This window comes from Nonomuraea africana, from assembly GCF_014873535.1.
GTDB classification, from domain to species: Bacteria; Actinomycetota; Actinomycetes; order Streptosporangiales; family Streptosporangiaceae; genus Nonomuraea; species Nonomuraea africana.
In genome coordinates, this window is sequence record NZ_JADBEF010000001.1 from 6825887 (window position 1) to 6843980 (window position 18094).

The window sequence follows — 18094 nt, forward strand, 5'->3', positions numbered from 1 at the left end:
GCCGAAAGGTGCTGTTCGCTCACACTCCATTCTCACCCATGACGGGACGTGCGAGCACCCATGTCAGGTAAGACTGGTTAGCGTGGATCGTGTGTGGACGCTAGCGAGACGGGTGGGACACGTGTTGGCCGAAGCCGGCCGCGCGTCCATTCGTGCAGGCCGCAGGACGGCGCGCGGCACCCGGCGCGTGGGTCTGGCCACCGCGAGCGGCGCCCAGCGGGTGGGGCACGCCACGCGCCGGCTTACGCACGCCCACGGCGCCGACCGCACCGGCCTCGGCAGGTTGATCGAGCTGACGGCCGCCAACAGCGCGGGCGACTCCCTCGTCACCCTGGCCCTGGCCGGCACGATCTTCTTCGGCCTGCCGGTCAACGAGGCACGCGGTCAGGTGGCGCTCTACCTGGTGATCACGATGATCCCGTTCGCGGTGGTCGCGCCGTTCGTCGGTCCTGTGCTCGACAGGTTCAGATCGGGCCGCCGCTACGTGATGGCGGGCACGCTGTTCGCCAGGGGCCTGCTGTGCTTCGCCATGGCCGCGGCCGTGGGTCCGGGCGACGTGCTGACGCTCTTCGCGGGCGCGCTGGGCGTGCTCGTGCTGTCGAAGGCCTACCACGTCTCCCGCGCCGCGATCATGCCGAGCGTGCTGCCCGCCGACATCACGCTGGTCAGCGCCAACGCGAGGGTGGCGCTGTTCTCCCTGGTCGCGGCGGGCATCGCGGTGCCCGCGGCGGCCGGCCTCACCGCCTGGCTCGGCGCGGCGTGGGTGCTGCGCATCGCGATGGTGGTCTTCCTGGTCCTGGGCGTCTTCGCGGTACGGCTGCCGCGCCACGTCGACTCCCCCGACCTCGACGAGGAGGAGGGCGGCGAGAGGGCGCGCTGGCGGACGCTGCTCAACGTCGGCCCCGCCGTCACCGAGGCCATGCGGGCCAACGCCGCGATTCGCTTCTTCTCCGGCTTCCTGCTGTTCTACCTGCTCTTCCTCGTGCAGGACGAGCACCTCAAGGACCTGCCCGCGACCACCACCATCGCGCTCCTCGCCGCCGCGGCGGGCCTCGGCGGCCTGGCGGGCGCGGCGGTGGCCAACTGGGCGCGCAACCACTCGCCCCAGCTCATCGTGCTGCTCACGCTGGCGGTGACCACGGTGACGGCGGGTGTCACGGCCTTCCTGTTCGGCCTGTGGGCCGCCGTCGCGGTGGCGCTGGTGGCCGCCTTCGCGCAGGAGCTCGGCAAGCTGGCGCTCGACGCGATCGTGCAGCGCGAGATCGGCGAGGAGGTGCGCTCGTCCACGTTCGGCGTGGTCGAGGCGCTCCTGCAGCTGGCCTGGGTGTTCGGCGGGCTGATCGGCCTGCTGGTGTCGGACTGGTCGGCCGGCCCCGGCGGGCTCACCGGGCTCACGGTCGTGCTGGCCCTCGCCCTCGGCTGGCTGGTGGTGCGCAGGAGGGTGCGGGTCAGGGCGCGTGCGGCCAAGGTGAGCGCCTCGACCGCGGCGAAGGACCCCACCGCCACCACCAAACCGCTGACCAACCCGCACAGCGGGTGATCAGTCGAGGTCGTCGGCCACCGCGCGCAGCACCTGGGCGATCTTCTTGGAGTGCGCGGCGTCGGGGTGCTTGCCCCGCTGGTACGACTCGGAGATGGTGTCGAGCAGCTTGATGAGGTCCTCGACGATCACGACCATCTCGTCGGGCTTCTTCCGCTTGCCCTTCGGCTTGACCGTCTTCGCCAGGGTCGGGGGCTGCTCGAGAATGCGCACCGACAGCGCCTGCTGCCCCCTCCGGCCCTCGGCCACGCCGAACTCGACCTTTTGTCCGGGCTTTAGCGGCTCCGCGCCAGTGGGAAGCGCGGAGGAATGGACGAAGACCTCACCGCCGTCGTCGCGGGTGAGGAAGCCGAAACCCTTGTCGGCGTCGTACCACTTGACCTTGCCACTCGGCACAGGGGGGACCTCGTTCGTACTGTCGGGAAAGATGAATGGAAGTAGGTTATGCCCAGCGGGCCCGGAGAGCGACCGGGTAAATGCGGGTTTAATTCCAGTCGGCGAACCAGGCGGCGAACTCGGTCAGATCCGACAGCGCCACATCGGCTCCGTGATCACGCAGCTCTCCCACGGTGTAGGGGCCCGTCGCGACCGTCACGCTGACGGCGCCTCCGGCTCGCGCCGCCTCGATGTCCGCGACGTGGTCTCCAACATAGGCCGCCGCGCCGAAACTGGCGAGCGCCCCGCCCTTGTCCGCGCCGAACACCGATCCGACGACCTCGTCCACGTCGAAGCCGAGCAGGTCGACCGTCCTTCTCGCGTCGTGGACGTTCTTCCCCGTCACGACGATCACCCGGCCGCCCGCCGCGCGCACGGCCTTGATCGCCGCGTGCGCGCCGTCCATGGCGATGTGCAGCGGGAGGGCGGTGGCGGGATAGAGCTCCCTGAAGAGCGCCGCGGCGGCGGGGACGTCGCCTGCGGGGAGCCAGTTGGCCAGCTCCACCTCGAGCGGAGGGCCGAGCCTGCTGATCACCGCCGCGCTGTCGATGACCACGCCCAGCCGTACGGCCAGCTCGTCATAGACGGCCGCGATACCCGTTCTGGTGTCGGCCAACGTCATATCGAGGTCAAACCCCACTGATTTCCCCACCCGTGAAGAGTAACGGTCCCTGGTATGGGAGCGTTGAAGTGGGAAGAAAGGAATTACTTATCCGAGGGAGCGGCCATGGCTGAAACCCGACCGCATCGGCCCGCCGTCCGGACCGCGCCGACCGTCTGGCAGCGCGCGGCCGCCATCGCCGTGTGGGCCGTCAAGGTCTTCACGCGGAGCGTCGCGCTCGTCATGGCGCTATACATCGCCTTCAGGATCTTCCCCGCGAACCCCGCCAACGCGCTCGTCCAGTTCGTGGAGTCGGTGGCCACCACGCTGTCGCTCGGCCTGTCCGACCTGTTCAGGCTGGCCGACGCGCGCTGGCAGGTCCTGGTCAACTACGGCCTGGCCGCGGTGGTGTGGCTCGCCCTCGGCTCGGCTGTGGCGAGCCTCATCCGGCGCGTGTCGCCGTAACGACTATGGTCCTTACTAATGAGAAACGTGCCAATCGGACCACCGCCGGGTCCCTGACCGGCACGTAGGCGTTGCGGCGGTCTGATGAGCACGTTTCTCATTAGATGGAGGTACTAAGAACGACATGACCAGATCCACGCGCGAGCGGATCGTCGACGAGGCCCTGAGACTGTTCGCGGAGCGGGGCTACTCCGCCACCTCGGTGGCCGAGATCGAGGCCGCCGCCGGGCTCTCCCCTGGTGCGGGAGGCCTCTACCGGCACTTCAAGTCGAAGTACGAGGTGCTCGCCGCCGCGATGCACGAGCACGCCGCGCGCACCCGCATCCAGGTGGCCGACAGCCTGGCCGAGCTCAGCAGCATGGAGGCCTCGGCCGACCTCGAGGAGCGCCTGTCCCTGGTGTGCCGCGCCGGCCTCGCGAAGGTGCGCGAGGAGAGCGAGCTGACCAGGGTGTTCTTCCGCGACCTCAGCCAGTTCCCCGAACTGGTCGCGGTCGTGCGCGAGGGCCTGCTGCAGCCGATGTTCGACGCGATCACCGGCTGGTTCCGCGCCCAGCCCGAGTACGCCGAGGTCGACCTCGACTGGACCGGAATCGGCGCGGTCCTCGGCGGCGCGGTCGTGCACTACCGGCTGTTCCAGGAGACCGTGGGCGAGACCCCTGGCCATGCCGAGAAGGACCAGTTCGTGGCCGCGTGGGTACGGCTGGCCGTCGGCCTGCTGCCCGCCCCCGCGCCGGTCAGCTGAGATCCCACAGGCGATAGGCGAGCCAGACCACGCCCAGACCAGTGAAGATCATGAACATGACCCCGCTGACCTCGTAGAACTGGGTCACGAACGCGGCGAAGCCCTGCTCGCCGCCGACCCGCAGCGCGCCGACCACCACCCCGCCGACGCCGTAGCCGAACATCGGCGCGCCGAGGCCGATCATCCGGTCCCTGAAGGACCAGCTGTCGCTCGCCAGGACGACCGCGGCCCCGACCGCCCAGACGATCACCGGCACCTGGAAGATCGCCACGGTCGGGAGGCTGATCGGCACCAGCAGCGCGGCCAGCAGGAGCAGCCCCATCGCGAGGACCTCGCGCGGATGACCCTTCACCACGGTCCTGGCGTCCCTGCCCTGCGTGGCCATCGGGTTGGCGCCCGCCATCGCCGCCCGGCGCAGCCCGGCGAACGGCAGGCCGCGCTCGGTCCTCCTGGTCAGCCTCGCCCGCGCCTCGCGGATCCCGCGCTCGACACCGTGCGGGACGTCGTCGACGACGCGGGGGAAGACGGCGGTGTCGCTCTCGGCGGGCCGTACCTCGGGTTCGGCCTGGATCTTCGGCACCGCGCCGTCGGAGGTGAGCCGGCGGGCCTCGCGCTCCACGAGCGCCGCCGGATCACCGAACCTGGCCAGCACCCTGGCCACGACCTTGGGGTCCTCGCTGCCGGCGCGCTCCGACTCGATGCGGGCCCGCAGCCGCTGGACGAAGTCGAGCCGGTGGTCCTGGCGCAGCACGCCGTGAGCGGCGTCGGCCGCCTTGCTGACGTAGTCGAGGACGAGCTGGTCGGCCCGTTCAATCACGCAAGCCATGCTGCCCGAATCCGCAGGAACATACCATTGCAATGATGGAGTTCACCCAGTGGATCAGGGAGCGCACCGACGAGCAGCTGGGCGCGCTCGTGTCCGCGCGCCCCGAGCTGATCACGCCGGTCCCCGCCCACCTGGAAGGGCTGGCCGCGCGGGCAGGCAGCCCTTCGGCGATCGGCCGCGCCCTCGACCGGCTCGACAGGTTCGCGCTGGCCGTGGTCGAGACGCTCGCCGTCCAGCCGGGTGAGCTCGCCAGGGAGTCCCTCCACAGGCTGCTCGCCATGGCCACGGGCGGCGACGACGTCCCTCTGGACGACACGCTGGAGCGCCTGCGCGCGCTCGCCCTGGTCTACGGCCCCGACGACGCCCTGGCCCTCGCGCCCGGAGTCCGCAAGGTGCTGGACGACCCCGCGGGGCTCGGCCCTCCCGTCGCGGAGGTGTTCAGGCACCACCCGCCCGAGCAGCTGGAGGAGATCGCCGACGACATCGCCCCCGGCACCCAGGGCAGCGCCAAGGAACGGCTCCAGGTCGCGCTCGCCGAGCCCGCCAAGCTGGTCGAGGAGATCTCGCCGCCGGCCAGGAAGGCGCTGGACGAGCTGGCGTGGGGGCCGCCGAGCGGCAGGGTGCCCAACGCCCGCAGGGCCGTCCGCCTGGCCACCGCCCGTTCGCCGATCGAGGAGCTGCTCGCCCGCGGCCTGCTCGCGGCCACCGGCGAGGAGAGCGTGTCACTGCCCCGCGAGGTCGGCCTCTACCTGCGCGACGGCCGCGTCCACCGCGACCTGTCCCCCGTGCCGCCGCCGCTCGAAGGCTCCGAGCGTCCCGGGACACTCGCCGGCAGGACGGCGGCGGGCCAGGCCTTCACGTTCGTACGGGCGGTCGAGGAGCTGTGCGAGAGGTGGAGCCTCGACGCTCCCGGCGTGCTGCGCACGGGCGGCCTCGGCGTACGCGACCTCAAGCGCACCGCCACCCAGCTCGACCTGCCCGAATGGGCCGCCGCGCTGGTCATCGAGGTGGCGCACGCGGCGGGTCTGGTCGCCGCGGGCGGCACCGTCGACGGCGAGTGGCTGCCCACCGCCGCCTACGACAGCTGGCGCATCAGGCCGACGGAGGACCGCTGGGTCACCCTGGCCGTGACCTGGCTGCACACCGACAGGGTGCCGGGCATCGTGGGCGAACGCGACGAGCGCGACCGCCTGCTCAACGCGCTCCATTCCGATCTGCGCCGCTCCTCCGCCCCCGAGGTACGGCAGGCGACGCTGCGCGTGCTCGCCACCGCCCCGGGTCTCGCGCCGTCCCGCGAGTCGGTGCTGCGGCGGCTGGCGTGGGAGCAGCCCAGGCGGCGCGGGGCGCTGCGCGAGCAGCTGACCGACTTCACCCTGCGCGAGGCCGAGCAGCTGGGCTTCACCGGGCTGGGCGTGCTGTCGGCGCACGGCCGCGCGCTGCTGACCGGTTCGAAGGAGGCCGCCGCCGTCCTCGCGCCCTTGCTGCCCGAACCCGTCGACCACGTGCTGCTGCAGGCCGACCTCACCGCCGTCGCGCCGGGACCGCTCACCAGCGACCTGGCGCGCTGGCTGACGCTCGCCGCCGACGTGGAGTCCACCGGCGGCGCGACCGTCTACCGGTTCGGCGAGAGCTCCATCAGGCGCGCGCTCGACGCGGGGCAGGGGGCGGACGAGCTGCTGTCCATGCTGTCCCGCCACTCCGCCACCCCTGTGCCGCAGCCGCTGTCGTACCTGGTGGCCGACGTGGCGCGCAGGCACGGCAGGATGCGCGTCGGCACGGCCAGCGCGTACATCCGCAGTGATGACCCGTCCATGCTCGACCAGCTCATGGCCGACCGCCGCTCGAACGCGCTGCGGCTCAGGCGCCTGGCGCCCACGGTCATCGCCTCGCGCACCTCCAGGGCGACGCTGGTCGACTCGCTGAGGGCGATGGGGTTCGCGCCCGTCGCCGAGTCCCTCGACGGGGACGTCATCGTCACCCAGCTCGACGCCAGGCGGACCGAGGGGGTGCCTGTCGCCAGGACCGTCTCGTCCTTCAACGGGCTCGCCCCGGACGTGGTGGCGGCCGCCGTACGGGCCATGCGGGCGGGTGAGGCGCGACGCAGCCCGGTCGACGCGCCGGACGGCGCGGTGCCCCGCGGCCCCGCCACGGCCACCATCTCCACCCTGCAGGAGGCGATCAGGCAGGGGGTGCGGGTGTGGATCGGCTACCTCGACTCCCAGGGCAACGCCACCAGCCGCATCCTGGAGCCGGCCCGCATGGAGGGCGGCTACCTGACGGCCTACGACGAGACCCGCGCCGCCGTCCACCGCTTCGCCCTCCACCGCATCACCGGCGTCGCCAACCTCTCCTGAACGACCTCCGGAGAGACGGCGGCCGGCGTCTTTCGGATTCCCCGACCAACACCTGCGCCCTCACACCGAGCCTCCGAGAGACGGCGGCCGGCGTCTTTCGGAAGCGGGGCAAGGGACCCCGGCCCCGCGCCAACTGGCCGTACCCGAAAGACAGGCTGTGGTTGACTCGGGCGCGCGTGCGGATCACCGTGAGAGGTGTGACGGAACAAACGCTTGGACGCCTGGCCGAGGAGTCGTGGAACCGGTTCGACGATCACGAGTCGGTCTTCTACGAAGGCGAGTGGCATCGCAGCCACACCCTCGCCCAGCGGGCCAGACGCGTGACCGGCGGACTGATCGAGGCCGGGGTCGGCCCAGGCGACAGGGTGGCCGTGATGATGGCCACGAGCCCCGACGTCGCCGTCGTCTACCAGGCGGTCTGGGCGGCGGGCGCCGTGGTGGTCCCCGTGGTCTTCCTGGTCGGCGTGGACGAGCTGCGCCACATCCTCGGCGACAGCGGCGCCGCCGCGCTCGTCACCTCCCCCGAGCTGCTGGACATCGTGCGGGCCGCCGACCCGCGTATCCCGATATATGTGGACACGGGGGAGCTTGCGGGCGCCGACGAGCACGGACCGCTCCCGCGAGACCCCTCCGACCTGGCCGCCGTCATGTACACCGGCGGCACCACCGGCAGGGCGAAGGGCGTCATGCTCAGCCACGGAGGTCTCTGGCAGGTCGCCAAGGACGCCTTCCAGCTGTCCTACCAGCCCGGCGTCACCAGGGCGATCGTGCCCGTCCCCCTCTCCCACGCGTACGGCCTCATCGTCACCATCGCGGGGATGCACGCCCCCGAGCCCCAGCAGGCCGTCCTGATGCGCTGGTTCGACCCCAAGGCCTTCCTGACGCTGGCCGCCGAGCAGCGCGTCCAGTACGGCACCGTGGTCCCCTCGATGATCCAGATGCTGCTCGCCGAGCCACTGGAGGACACCCCGCTGCCCGAGCTGCGCCACCTCACCTGCGGCGCGGCCCCGCTCGGCCGCGACGTGCTGAGGGAGTTCGAACGGCGGATGCCGGGCGTGCAGATCCTGGAGGGGTACGGCCTGACCGAGACCAGCGCCGTCACCACCTTCAACCCGCCGGGCAGGCGCAAGCCGGGCAGCGTCGGCCTGCCGCTCCCCGGCTACACGATCACGATCAGGGACGACGACGGCGAGGAGGTCGAGACGGGCGACATCGGCGAGATCTGCGTCGCGGGCCGCTCGCTGATGCTCGGCTACTGGGGCGGGCTCGACTCCCCCCTCGTGGACGGCGAGCTGCGCACGGGCGACATCGGCTGCCTGGACGACGACGGCTACCTCTACGTCGTCGACAGGAAAAAGGACCTGGTGATCAGGGGCGGCTTCAACGTCTTCCCGCGCGACGTGGAGGACGCGCTGAACGTCCATCCCGCCGTCGCCGTGTCAGGGGTGGTCGGCCGGCCCGACCCCGTGCACGGCGAGGAGGTCGTCGCCTTCGTCCAGCTGCGCCCCCACGCCACCGCCACCGAGGAGGAGTTGATCTCCTGGGCGCGTGACCGGGTGGGCAGGGTGAAATATCCGAGAGAGATCCACTTCACCGCCCACATCCCCCTGACCAGCGTGCTCAAGCTCGACAGGAAGGCGCTGCGCGCCCGCCTTTCCTAGCGTCCGGCGGAACTGTCACCCGTTTTCGTGATAATTGTTGTTATGTCAGAAAACGAAAAGGTGACTCAGTGAGCAGCGGCTACACCCCAGAGAACCCGGGCGACAACCAGGGCCCCTACGGCCAGCAGCAGCCGTACGGCTCGCCGTACGGCCACGGTTCCGGCGAGCAGCCCTACGGCGCGCCGTACGGCCAGCAGCCCCCGCCCGGCTACGGCTACGGCTACCCGCCGCCCCAGCAGGGGCCGCGCACGCACGCCATCGTCGCGCTGGTCATCAGCATCGTGCTCGCGCTCAGCTGCTACATCACCCCTGGCGGCATCGCCGGTGCGATCATGTCGGGCATCGCGCTCGGCCAGGTCGACACGCAGCCCGACAAGGCGCGCAACCTGCTCAAGTGGACCTGGATCAGCATCGGCATCAACGTCGCGCTGGTCATCGTGGGCTTCGGCGTGATCATCGCGCTGGGAGTATCGGGGAATCTGGACTAACTGTCGGTCCGCGGGTGTTGGATATGCGGTAGCAGTACCGATCCCCGGGGGAAGCCTGTGAACGACGGTCCGCTGATCGTCCAGTCCGACAAGACCTTGCTGCTCGAGGTCGACCACGAGCGGGCCGACGAGTGTCGCAAGTCGATCGCGCCCTTCGCCGAGCTGGAGCGCGCGCCCGAGCACGTCCACACCTATCGCGTCACGCCGCTCGCGCTGTGGAACGCGCGCGCCGCCGGCCATGACGCCGAGCAGGTCATCGACGCGCTGATCGGGTTCAGCCGCTATCCGGTGCCGCACGCGCTGCTGGTCGACGTGGCCGAGACGATGGCCCGCTACGGCAGGCTGCGCCTGGAGAAGGACCCCTTGCACGGCCTGGTCCTGGCCTCCACCGACCGGGCGGTGCTCGAAGAGGTGCTGCGCTCGAAGAAGATCCAGCCGATGCTGGGCGAGCGCATCGGCGCCGACTCCGTCGCCGTCCATCCGAGCGAGCGCGGCAACATCAAGCAGGCGCTGCTCAAGCTGGGCTGGCCGGCCGAAGACCTCGCGGGCTACGTCGACGGCGAGGCCCACCCCATCAAGCTGCTGCAGGACGGCTGGTCGCTGCGCCCCTACCAGCAGGAGGCCGCCGACGCCTTCTGGCACGGCGGCTCCGGCGTGGTCGTGCTGCCCTGTGGCGCGGGCAAGACCATCGTCGGCGCCGCCGCGATGGCCAGGGCCGAGGCCACCACGCTGATCATGGTCACCAACACGGTGAGCGCCCACCAGTGGAAGCAGGAGCTGCTCAAGCGCACCACGCTGACCGAGGACGAGATCGGCGAGTACTCCGGCACCAAGAAGGAGATCCGTCCCGTCACCATCGCCACCTATCAGGTGATGACGACCAAGCGGAAGGGCGTCTACGCCCACCTCGAGCTGTTCGACGCGCGCGACTGGGGCCTGATCGTCTACGACGAGGTGCACCTGCTGCCCGCGCCGATCTTCAGGATGACCGCCGACCTGCAGGCCCGCCGCAGGGTGGGGCTGACGGCGACGCTGGTGCGCGAGGACGGCAGGGAGGGTGACGTGTTCTCCCTCATCGGCCCGAAGCGCTACGACGCGCCGTGGAAGGAGATGGAGAACCAGGGCTGGATCGCGCCCGCCGACTGCGTCGAGGTGCGGGTCACGCTCTCCGACGAGGAGCGCCTGGCCTACGCGATGGCCGAGTCCGAGGAGCGCTACCGGTTCGCCGCGACCACGCCGTCCAAGACGCACGTGACCGAGGCGCTGGTGCGGCGGCATCTCGGCGAGCAGGTGCTGGTCATCGGCCAGTACATCGACCAGCTCGACGAGCTGGCCGACCACCTCAACGCCCCCGTGATCAAGGGCGAGACCCGCATCAAGGAGCGGGAGCGGCTCTTCCAGGCCTTCCGCGACAAGGAGCTGCAGGTCCTGGTGGTCTCCAAGGTCGCCAACTTCTCCATCGACCTGCCCGAGGCGGCCGTCGCCATCCAGGTGTCGGGCACGTTCGGCTCACGTCAGGAGGAGGCGCAGCGGCTCGGCCGCGTGCTGCGGCCCAAGGCCGACGGCGGTGGCGCGCGCTTCTACACGGTGGTCAGCCGCGACACGGTCGACCAGGAGTTCGCGGCCCATCGCCAGCGGTTCCTGGCCGAGCAGGGTTACGCCTACCAGATCATCGACGCCGACGACGTCCACCAGTGAAAGGGCTCGCGCGAAGGGTCTCGCGCGAGCCGCGCTCCTAGGTCCACGAAACTCCGCGGGCCTTCGACAATCGGACCACCCCCTACCGGCGACACCTGTCGCGATGCGACATACCCCCATGATCCGCCGAATCAACGAGACATGCCCGGATTTTTCGGGTTTTTGAGCAGTTATCGTGCTGACTATTGGGCGAGCAGCCCGCCGAAGAACAGCACCCCCGCCGCGACCAGCCACGCCGCCACCGCACCCCCCATCAGCGCCCAGAACCTGAGCGGGAGCAGCCACGCCCCCACGGTGAGGCAGGCCGCCAGCACCGCGAACAGCCCCGACACGGTGGAGACGGTGTCGAGGCGCTGCGCGCACGCGACCGAGGTCTCCCCGTCTGTGCAGAACGCCTCGAGCCCCCAGCCGGCGAAGACCGACAGCCCCCACAGGGCGGCCAGCAGGAGGCTCGCGACGGTCGGGATGACCGGGGAGATCCGCACGCTGCCCCTCCGTTAATCAATATGAAGCCGCCGACCTCGCCGGTAAGCTAGTCGATTCGCTGCCTTGTTTATCACCTCCGTCAACGAATGGGGAGGCGCTTTCGCATGCCCGGACACCAGTTGGCCCCCGACATACCAACCGACGTGCTCGCCGCCGAGCGAGCTCATCTCTCCGCGTCCCGCGCGGCGCTGAGGGCGATGCGCAAGCACGCCGAGTCGCTCTCCTCCGACGCCGCCGGCGACTGGGTCTCGCAGCAGATCCTGCAGTCACTGCTCGACCAGCGCGTGGCCGCGCTCGCCGACCACCCTGACACTCCGCTGTTCTTCGGCCGCCTCGACCGCGCCCCCGAGGGGAGCCGGGAGACCGGCGACGAGCTGCCCGCCACCATCTACGTCGGCCGCCGCCACGTCCACGACGGCGGCAGCCGCGCGCTGGTCATCGACTGGCGCGCCCCTGTCTCCCGCGCCTTCTACCAGGCCAGCCCGTCCGACCCCATGGGCCTCGTACGGCGGCGCCGCTTCGGCTACCACGGCGGCGACCTGACCGCCTTCGAGGACGAGCCCCTGGCCGACGGTGGAGACGCCTCCCCAGCGGCCCCTTCGAAGATCCTCACCGAGGAGATCGAGCGCCCCCGCACGGGCCCGATGCGCGACATCGTCGCCACCATCCAGCCCGACCAGGACGAGATCGTCCGCTCGGCGCTGACCCAGACCGTCTGCGTCCAGGGCGCCCCCGGCACCGGGAAGACCGCCGTCGGCCTGCACCGCGCCGCCTACCTGCTGTTCACCCACCGGGAGAAGCTCGCCCGCGCCGGCGTCATGATCGTCGGGCCGAACAAGGCGTTCCTGTCCTACATCTCCTCCGTCCTGCCCGCGCTCGGCGAGGTCAAGGTCGACCAGACCACCGTCGCGGAGCTGCTCGGCGCCTCCGACCTGCCGGAAGATCCTCGGGTCGCGGCCGTCAAGGGCGACGCCCGCATGGCAGGGGTGCTGGAGCGGGCGCTCTGGCTGCACATCGTGAAGCCCACCGAGGGCCTCGTCTACACCAAGGGCGTCCACCGCTTCAGGGTGGCCGACTACGAGGTGCGCGAGATGGTCGCCTCGCTGCGCGGCACCACCAGGTACGGCCCCGGCCGCGCCGCCCTCGCCCAGCGCCTGGCCCACCAGGTCCTGGTGCGCATGGAACAGCGCGGCGACTCCCCCGACGACAGGGTGCAGGACGCAGTGGCCCGGTCGAAGCCGGTCAAGCAGCTGGTCGAGTCGGTGTGGCCCAAGCTGACCCCCGCCCAGGTGTTGTTCCGCCTGCTGTCGGACCCGGAGTTCCTGTCCGCCGCCGCCAGGTCCGACCTGTCGCGGGAGGAGCAGGAGCTGCTGCTCTGGAGCAAGCCCTACCGCTCGTGGAAGTCCGCCAAGTGGTCCGCGGCCGACGCCGCGCTGCTCGACGAGCTGGCCGACCTGATCGAGCGCACGCCCTCCCTCGGCCACCTGGTCGTGGACGAGGCGCAGGACCTGTCGGAGATGCAGCTGCGCGCTCTGGGCAGGCGCTGCCGCAACGGCTCCGCCACGGTCCTCGGCGACCTCGCCCAGGGCACCACCCCGTGGTCCACCCGCTCGTGGACGACCGTGCTCCGGCACCTCGGCCAGGACTCGGGCGAGGTCACCGAGCTGACGCTCGGCTTCCGCGTCCCCCGGGAGGTGCTCGACTACGCCGCCCGGCTGCTCCCCTCGATCGCCCCCGGCCTCGCCGCCCCGCGCTCGCTGCGTCCCGGCCTCGGCTCCTTGACCGTACGGCGGGACGGCCAGGTCCTCGAAGCGGTCCACGAGGCGCTCGCCAGGGAGGGCTCGATCGGCGTCATCGTCCCCGACTCCATGGTCGAGACGGTGTCCAAGGAGCTCGCCGGCCTGCCGCACGCCGTCCTCGGCCCCGACTCCACCGGGGAGCACCGCCTGCTGGTCATCCCCGCCACGCTGGCCAAGGGTCTGGAGTACGACCACGTGATCGTGGTCGAGCCGTCCGACATCGTCGAGGCCGAGCCCCGCGGGCTGGCCCGTCTCTACGTGGTGCTGACCCGCGCGGTGTCGTCCCTCACCGTCCTGCACGCCAAGCCGCTGCCCGCCCAGCTGGCATAGAGCTCCACCGGCCCCGGGGCCCATCCCGGGCTCCCACGACCCTGCTCTGGTAGCTTCGCGGGCCATGGGCAGGTCTGAGGTGAAAGTACGGTTCGGCGGAGCGGACGACATCCCTGCCGTCCTGGCCTTCTGGCTGGAGGCGGCCGAGGGCACCGACCGCCACGACTCGGCCGACAAGGTCGTGGCGCTGGTCGACCGCGATCCTGAGGCGCTCCTGCTCGCCGAGGACGACGGCCACCTGGTCGGCACCCTCATCGCGGGCTGGGACGGCTGGCGGGCGCACCTCTACCGCCTGGCCGTCCACCCCGCGCACCGGCGCAGGGGCATCGCGACCGCGCTGCTCGCCGCCGCCGAGGAGCGCTTCGCCGCCTTCGGGGCCTTCAGGGCCGACGCGATGGTGCTCGACGACAACACGTCGGCCCACCACGTGTGGCGCGCCGCGGGCTACTCCCGTCAGCCGCAGTGGGGCCGCTGGGTCAAGCCGCTGACCTGACGCGTCACGCCGGCAGGTCCGTCGTACCCAAAGAAAAAGGGCGACCCCGAGGGGTCGCCCTGATTCGTCGCGGACTTAGAAGTCCATGTCTCCGCCGCCGGGCATGCCCGCGGGAGCAGCCGCGTTCTTCTCCGGCTTCTCGGCGATGACAGCCTCGGTGGTGAGGAACAGCGCCGCGATGGAGGCGGCGTTCTGCAGCGCGGAGCGCGTCACCTTGGCCGGGTCGAGAATGCCCGACTCGAACATGTTGACGTACTCGCCGGTCGCGGCGTTGAGGCCCTCACCCGGGGTGAGGTTCCGCACGCGCTCGACCACGACGCCGCCCTCGAGGCCGGCGTTGATCGCGATCTGCTTCAGCGGCTCCTCGAGCGCCTTGCGCACGATCGCCGCACCGGTGGCCTCGTCACCCTGGAGCTCGAGCTTGTCGAACGCCTTGGTGCCGGCCTGCAGCAGCGCCACGCCACCGCCGGGGACGATGCCCTCCTCGACGGCCGCCTTCGCGTTGCGAACGGCGTCCTCGATGCGGTGCTTGCGCTCCTTGAGCTCGACCTCGGTCGCGGCACCCGCCTTGATGACGGCGACGCCACCGGCGAGCTTGGCCAGGCGCTCCTGGAGCTTCTCGCGGTCGTAGTCGGAGTCGGTGCGCTCGATCTCGGCGCGGATCTCGTTGACCCGGCCGGCGATCTGCTCGGCGTCACCGGCACCGTCGACGATGGTGGTCTCGTCCTTGGTGACGACGACCTTGCGCGCGCGGCCCAGCAGGTCGAGGGTGGCGGACTCGAGCTTGAGACCGACCTCCTCGGCGATGACCTGACCACCGGTCAGGGTCGCGATGTCACCCAGCATGGCCTTGCGGCGGTCACCGAAGCCCGGAGCCTTGACGGCCACGGAGCGGAACAGACCGCGGATCTTGTTGACGACCAGGGTGGCCAGAGCCTCGCCCTCGACGTCCTCAGCGATGATCAGCAGCGGCTTGCCGGCCTGCACGACCTTGTCGAGCAGGGGCAGCAGGTCCTTGTTGGCCGAGACCTTGGAGTTGACGATGAGGATGTAGGGGTCCTCAAGGACAGCTTCCATGCGCTCGGGGTCGGTCACGAAGTAACCGGAGTTGTACCCCTTGTCGAAGCGCATACCCTCGGTGAGCTCGAGCTCGAGGCCGAAGGCGTTGCTCTCCTCGACGGTGATGACGCCTTCCTTGCCAACCTTGTCCATCGCCTCGGCGATGAGGTTGCCGATCTCGGCGTCACCGGCGGAGATGGAGGCCGTCGAAGCGATCTGCTCCTTGGTCTCCACGTCCTTGGCCAGCTTGGAGAGCTCCTCGCTGACGCGCTCGACCGCCGCCTCGATGCCCTTCTTCAGGGACATCGGGTTGGCGCCCGCGGCGACGTTGCGAAGGCCCTCACGGACCAGCGCCTGGGCGAGCACGGTGGCGGTGGTGGTGCCGTCACCCGCGACGTCGTCCGTCTTCTTGGCGACTTCCTTGACCAGCTCGGCGCCGATCTTCTCCCACGGGTCCTCGAGCTCGATCTCCTTGGCGATGGACACACCATCGTTGGTGATCGTGGGAGCGCCCCACTTCTTCTCCAGCACGACGTTACGGCCCTTGGGACCGAGGGTGACCTTGACGGCGTCGGCGAGCTGGTTCATACCGCGCTCGAGACCGCGCCGGGCGTCCTCGTCAAACGCGATCATCTTGGCTGCCATAAGGCTAGACCTCCCAGATGCAGGGTGGCTTTCAGCGGACCGAGCCGACGCCCGCGACGGCAAGGGCCCGACTCCATTCGGCGGACCCCATCGTCTCGATCCCAGTGTCTGGCACTCTCATAACGAGAGTGCCAACGAACTGTTTAGCACTCTACCCTGCCGAGTGCAAGCGAGCGACACGCCTGCCCAGGTCAGTCATGACCAGAGTACGGCCACAGGCCCGATCGCCGGGTGCGGATCGGGCCTGCAGAGTCGACGAAAAGGACGTGGCAGATCCGCACGGACTGCGTTGCCGTGTGAGCTGCCGGTGCTTACCAGCGACGTGACGGATCAGACCGCCCTGACCGACTCCGCCTGCGGACCCTTCTGGCCCTGGGTGATCTCGAACTCGACCCGCTGGCCCTGCTCGAGTGACCGGTAGCCATCCATCATGATCGCTGAGTAATGGACGAATACATCCTTACCACCGTCTACCGCGATGAAGCCGTAGCCCTTGTCCGCGTTGAACCACTTGACGGTGCCCTGCGCCACTTCCGACTCCTCTTACTGGGCTCCGGACCCCGCCCATTCCACTCGCGAGATCCGCGACCGGCATGACTTATGGGGAAATCAGCCGGACGATCGCCCTCGACCATACCTGTGGCAACCCGTAGAACAACAGAGTCAATCGAGCCGGGCATTCTTCCCGTCGCGAAAAAGGTAGTTAAACATTCCACTTTCGCGAGGCCGAACACCAAAAACGCCCGCGGGGGGATAACCCCCGCGGGCGTCGTCGAGAAGGGAAAGCGTCAGCCGCCGGCCACCGCGGGGATGATGGAGATCTGCGCTCCGGCCGGGGTGGCGCTGTCGAGCCCGTCCACAAAACGGACGTCCTCTTCTCCCACATAAACGTTGACAAAACGGCGAATTTTGCCCGATTCATCCAGAATTCGCGCACCGATCCCCGGATAGTCGGCGTCGAGCTTCTGCAGCACCTCGCGAAGCGTGCCGCCTTCGCCGCTCACCTCCGCGTTGCCGCCGGTGTACGTGCGCAGAATGGTGGGAATCCGCACCGAAACGCTCATGACTTGTACCTTTCCTTTCAGACAGCCGCGCGGAACGCGTCGAGAGACGGCCGGATCACGGCCGTGGGACTGGCGTCCTCCGCGATCGCGTCGAGCGTCTTGAGCCCGTCGCCCGTGTTGAGCACGACGGTCGTCAACGAAGGGTCGAGCTGCGCGGTCTCGACGAGCTTCTTCAGCACGCCGACCGTCACCCCGCCCGCGGTCTCCGCGAAGATGCCCTCCGTCGAGGCCAGCAGCTTGATGGCCGACACCACCTCGGCGTCGGTGACGTCCTCCACCGCCCCGCCCGTACGGCGCGCGATGTCGAGCACGTACGGCCCGTCGGCGGGGTTTCCGATGGCCAGCGACTTGGCGATGGTGTCCGGCTTGACCGGCTGGACCACGTCGTGCCCCGCCTTGAAGGCGGTGGAGACGGGAGAGCACCCCGCCGCCTGCGCTGCGAAGATCTTGTAGGGCTTGTCCTCCACGAGCCCGAGCGAGATGAGCTCCTTGAAGCCCTTGTCAATCTTCGTGAGCTGCGAGCCCGAGGCCACCGGGATGATGATCTGGTCGGGCAGCTCCCAGCCGAGCTGCTCGGCGATCTCGTAGGCCAGCGTCTTCGACCCCTCGGCGTAGTAGGGCCGCAGGTTGACGTTGACGAACCCCCACTTGTCGCCCAGCGGGTCGCCGATGAGCTCGGAGCAGAAGCGGTTGACCTCGTCGTAGGTGCCCTCGATGCCGACCAGCTTGCCGCCGAAGACCCGCGCCATGGCGATCTTGGCCTGCTCCAGGTCGGCCGGGATGAACACGCACGCCTCGAGGCCCGCGCGAGCCGCCGCGGCGGTCACCGCGCCCGCCAGGTTGCCCGTGGAGGAGCACGACAGGGTGTGGAAGCCGAAGTTGCGCGCCGCCTCGACGGCGATGGCGACCACGCGGTCCTTGAAGGAGTGGGTGGGGTTGCCCGAGTCGTCCTTGACGTGCAGGTCGCGCAGCCCGAGAACCTTGCCCAGGTTGTCGGCCTTGACGAGCTTCGTCCAGCCGGGGTTCATGTTCTGCTTGGACGTCACGTCCACGGGGACGGGCAGCAGCGAGCGGTACCGCCAGATGTTCGCGGGACCCGACGCGATGTCCTCGCGGGTGACGGAGCCGAAGGAGTAGGCCACTTCGAGCGGCCCGAAACACTCCAGACAGGCGAAGCTAGGGCCCAGGTCGTAGCGTGCGCCGCACTCGCGGCAGGACAGAGCGACAGCGGGGCCGAAATCAAGGGACATGAAGCGAGGCCTTCCCTCATCTTCGTCTGCGACCACCTTGGTCACAGACCGGAATTGGCACCTGTCCCGGCCGGCCTCGTCACTTCACGAGCACAGTCCGGGAGGGTTGCCGGGGCTTCGCAGGGCCGGTCCCTCCACCCCTCTGGATGAGCAATATG

At 70.1% G+C, this 18094-nt stretch carries 17 protein-coding genes and 1 riboswitch; of the genes, 9 read left to right on the forward strand and 8 right to left on the reverse strand.

From position 1 onward, the window contains the following. Positions 1-121 precede the first annotated feature (121 nt). On the forward strand, positions 122-1540 hold the full coding sequence (locus tag H4W81_RS32320; protein ID WP_318782098.1) for an MFS transporter: 1419 nt from the start codon (positions 122-124) through the stop codon (positions 1538-1540). Here the strand turns inward: H4W81_RS32320 and H4W81_RS32325 are convergent, their stop codons facing one another. Further along, positions 1541-1936 (reverse strand): cold-shock protein, encoded by a 396-nt coding sequence (locus H4W81_RS32325; protein ID WP_192778274.1) that lies wholly within the window; start codon positions 1934-1936, stop codon positions 1541-1543. Between the two features lie 88 nt (positions 1937-2024). Next, on the reverse strand, positions 2025-2627 hold the full coding sequence (locus H4W81_RS32330; protein WP_318782099.1) for an HAD family hydrolase: 603 nt from the start codon (positions 2625-2627) through the stop codon (positions 2025-2027). A gap of 75 nt (positions 2628-2702) precedes the next feature. On the opposite strand from H4W81_RS32330, the gene H4W81_RS32335 reads away from it, so the two are divergent. Together H4W81_RS32335 and H4W81_RS32340 are read left to right on the forward strand one after the other, a co-directional pair. Next, positions 2703-3041, forward strand: a complete 339-nt coding sequence (locus H4W81_RS32335) for a hypothetical protein (RefSeq protein ID WP_192778276.1) — start codon at positions 2703-2705, stop codon at positions 3039-3041. Positions 3042-3165: 124 nt separating this feature from the next. Then, the gene (locus H4W81_RS32340) at positions 3166-3783 is read left to right on the forward strand and encodes a TetR/AcrR family transcriptional regulator (RefSeq protein ID WP_192778277.1); all 618 of its coding nucleotides are present in this window, start codon (positions 3166-3168) and stop codon (positions 3781-3783) included. Here the strand turns inward: H4W81_RS32340 and H4W81_RS32345 are convergent. Continuing rightward, positions 3776-4600, reverse strand: coding sequence for a hypothetical protein (locus H4W81_RS32345; protein ID WP_192778278.1), 825 nt, complete (start codon positions 4598-4600; stop codon positions 3776-3778). The two genes, H4W81_RS32340 and H4W81_RS32345, sit on opposite strands and share 8 nt — an antisense overlap. Before the next feature lie 41 nt (positions 4601-4641). Here H4W81_RS32345 and H4W81_RS32350 point away from each other — a divergent pair, with 41 nt between their 5' ends. The 4 genes from H4W81_RS32350 (at position 4642) to H4W81_RS32365 (ending at position 10810) form a co-directional block, all read left to right on the forward strand. Beyond that, positions 4642-6963: a helicase C-terminal domain-containing protein gene (locus H4W81_RS32350; RefSeq protein ID WP_318782100.1), complete on the forward strand. Its 2322-nt coding sequence runs from the start codon at positions 4642-4644 to the stop codon at positions 6961-6963. 197 nt (positions 6964-7160) lie between these two features. Beyond that, on the forward strand, positions 7161-8624 hold the full coding sequence (locus tag H4W81_RS32355) for an AMP-binding protein (protein ID WP_192778279.1): 1464 nt from the start codon (positions 7161-7163) through the stop codon (positions 8622-8624). A gap of 68 nt (positions 8625-8692) precedes the next feature. Continuing rightward, the gene (locus H4W81_RS32360; protein WP_192778280.1) at positions 8693-9112 is read left to right on the forward strand and encodes a hypothetical protein; all 420 of its coding nucleotides are present in this window, start codon (positions 8693-8695) and stop codon (positions 9110-9112) included. Between the two features lie 57 nt (positions 9113-9169). Continuing rightward, positions 9170-10810, forward strand: coding sequence for a DNA repair helicase XPB (locus H4W81_RS32365; protein ID WP_192778281.1), 1641 nt, complete (start codon positions 9170-9172; stop codon positions 10808-10810). Between the two features lie 182 nt (positions 10811-10992). Here H4W81_RS32365 and H4W81_RS32370 read toward each other — a convergent pair whose 3' ends face one another. Further along, positions 10993-11295 (reverse strand): hypothetical protein, encoded by a 303-nt coding sequence (locus H4W81_RS32370; RefSeq protein WP_192778282.1) that lies wholly within the window; start codon positions 11293-11295, stop codon positions 10993-10995. Between the two features lie 105 nt (positions 11296-11400). Between H4W81_RS32370 and H4W81_RS32375 the strand changes: the two genes are divergently transcribed. Both H4W81_RS32375 and H4W81_RS32380 read left to right on the forward strand, forming a co-directional pair. Continuing rightward, positions 11401-13425 carry a HelD family protein gene (locus tag H4W81_RS32375; RefSeq protein ID WP_192778283.1) on the forward strand — a complete coding sequence of 675 codons (2025 nt, stop codon included), beginning with the start codon at positions 11401-11403 and terminating at the stop codon, positions 13423-13425. Positions 13426-13489: 64 nt separating this feature from the next. After that, positions 13490-13918, forward strand: coding sequence for a GNAT family N-acetyltransferase (locus H4W81_RS32380; RefSeq protein ID WP_192778284.1), 429 nt, complete (start codon positions 13490-13492; stop codon positions 13916-13918). Between the two features lie 75 nt (positions 13919-13993). Here the strand turns inward: H4W81_RS32380 and groL are convergent, their stop codons facing one another. The 4 genes from groL to thrC all read right to left on the reverse strand — a co-directional run bounded on the left by groL (position 13994) and on the right by thrC (position 17936). Next, a complete protein-coding gene (gene groL / locus H4W81_RS32385; protein ID WP_192778285.1) occupies positions 13994-15622 on the reverse strand; it encodes a chaperonin GroEL in 1629 nt (542 codons plus the stop codon). Positions 15623-15952: 330 nt separating this feature from the next. Next, complete coding sequence (locus H4W81_RS32390; RefSeq protein WP_068927743.1) at positions 15953-16153, reverse strand: cold-shock protein; 201 nt, start codon at positions 16151-16153, stop codon at positions 15953-15955. 257 nt (positions 16154-16410) lie between these two features. Next, positions 16411-16686 carry a MoaD/ThiS family protein gene (locus tag H4W81_RS32395; protein WP_192778286.1) on the reverse strand — a complete coding sequence of 92 codons (276 nt, stop codon included), beginning with the start codon at positions 16684-16686 and terminating at the stop codon, positions 16411-16413. A 17-nt stretch (positions 16687-16703) separates the two neighbouring features. Continuing rightward, on the reverse strand, positions 16704-17936 hold the full coding sequence (gene thrC / locus H4W81_RS32400; RefSeq protein WP_192778287.1) for a threonine synthase: 1233 nt from the start codon (positions 17934-17936) through the stop codon (positions 16704-16706). 13 nt (positions 17937-17949) lie between these two features. Then, a riboswitch (SAM riboswitch) is annotated at positions 17950-18089 on the reverse strand. Positions 18090-18094: the final 5 nt, after the last annotated feature.